The following is a 1542-nucleotide window of genomic DNA, read 5'->3' on the forward strand; positions in this document are numbered from 1 at the left end:
GGCAGCGGCAGCGGCTGCTGCTGGCGCGGGCGCTGCTGGCCGACCCGCCGGTGCTGGTGCTGGACGAGCCGGCCGAGGCGCTGGACCCGGCCATTGCCGACGCGGTCACCCGGGACCTGCTGTCGCGTCCGGGCGGTGGGACGCTGCTGCTGGTGACGCACCGGCTCGCGGCGCTGGACGCGGCCGACGAGGTGGTCGTGCTGGACCGGGGCCGGGTGGTGCAGCGCGGCCGGCACGCCGATCTGCTGGCGGCGCCGGGCGCGTACCGCGATCTGTGGGACGCCGAGGCCCTCACCACCTGACCCGTGGTGCGGGTCAGGGCAGGTCGCGGAGGGCTTTGCCGATCGCGGCGATCCCGGCGGTGATGTCGGAGGCGGGCACGGCGGCGTAGCCGAGGACCAGGCCCGGCGGTCCGGGGAGCTGGGCGTGCCAGGACAGCGGCTGGGTCTTCACGCCGCGTTCCAGCGCCGCCGCGGCGAGATCGGTGTCGCCGAACCGGGCCGCTCGTCCGCCGGAGGAAGGGTCGAAGGTGACGGTGAGGTGCAGGCCCGCGGCGGCGCCGTGCACGGCCGCGCCGGGCAGGTGCTCGGCGATCGCGTCGATCATGGTGTCGCGGCGGCGGCGGTGGCGGCGGCGCAGCAGCCGCAGGCGCCGCTCCATCTCCCCCGATTCCATCAGCTCGGCCAGCACGAGCTGCGGCAGCGCCGGGTTGCCGAGGTCGGCGAAGCGTTTTTCGTCCACGACGGCGTCCAGGTGGGCGGGCGGCGGCAGCAGCCACCCGGTCCGCAGCGCGGGGGCCAGCAGCTTGGAGACGCTGCCGGCGTAGAAGACGCGGTCGGTGAGCATGGACCGCAGCGCCGGGACGGGCGGGCGGCCGTAGCGGTGCTCGGCGTCGTAGTCGTCCTCGATGACCAGGCCGCCGGACGCGGCCCAGCGCATCAGGTCGCGGCGGCGTGGCCCGGCCAGGACGGCGCCGGTCGGGAACTGGTGCGCGGGGGTGAGCAGCGCGGCGGGCGCGCCGGTGGCGCGGAGCGCGTCGACGCGGACGCCGCCGTCGTCGACGGGGACGGGCGGGGTGCGCATGCCCCAGTGCCGCAGGTGCTGGCGGACGCCGAGGGAGCCGGGGTCCTCGACGGCGACCGCGCCGGCGCCGGCGCGGGCCAGGACGCGGGCGACGAGCCCGAGGGCCTGCGCGGTGCCGGCGACGATGACGATCTCGCCGGGGTCGGCGCGGACGCCGCGGTTGCGGGCGAGCCAGCGCGCGGCGGCGGTGCGCAGCGCGGGCGCGCCGCGGGGGTCGCCGTAGCCGAGGGCGGTGGCGGGCAGGTCGCGCAGGACGGTCCGTTCGGCGCGCTGCCAGGCGGCGCGGGGGAACGCCGACAGGTCGGGGACGCCGGGCGTCAGGTCGATCCGGGCGGGCGCGGCCCGCAGGAGGTCGAACACGTCGGCGCCCGGTTCGCCGGGGAACGCCGCGCCGGGCGGCGTCGCGACCCCCTCCCCCGCCGCGGGTCCGGGCGGGGTGATGGGCGGGGCGGTGAGGGG

At 78.9% G+C, this 1542-nt stretch carries 1 protein-coding gene and 1 pseudogene; one reads left to right on the forward strand and one right to left on the reverse strand.

The features are described from left to right. Positions 1-302: pseudogene (locus E1287_RS45295) on the forward strand (thiol reductant ABC exporter subunit CydC); the annotation flags it as partial. 13 nt (positions 303-315) lie between these two features. On the opposite strand, the gene E1287_RS43160 reads toward E1287_RS45295, so the two are convergent. After that, positions 316-1542 (reverse strand): PLP-dependent aminotransferase family protein (locus E1287_RS43160; RefSeq protein ID WP_131971925.1); only part of this gene is annotated, 1227 nt, incomplete at its 5' end.

Source organism: Actinomadura sp. KC06, assembly GCF_004348735.1.
Classification (GTDB): domain Bacteria; phylum Actinomycetota; class Actinomycetes; order Streptosporangiales; family Streptosporangiaceae; genus Spirillospora.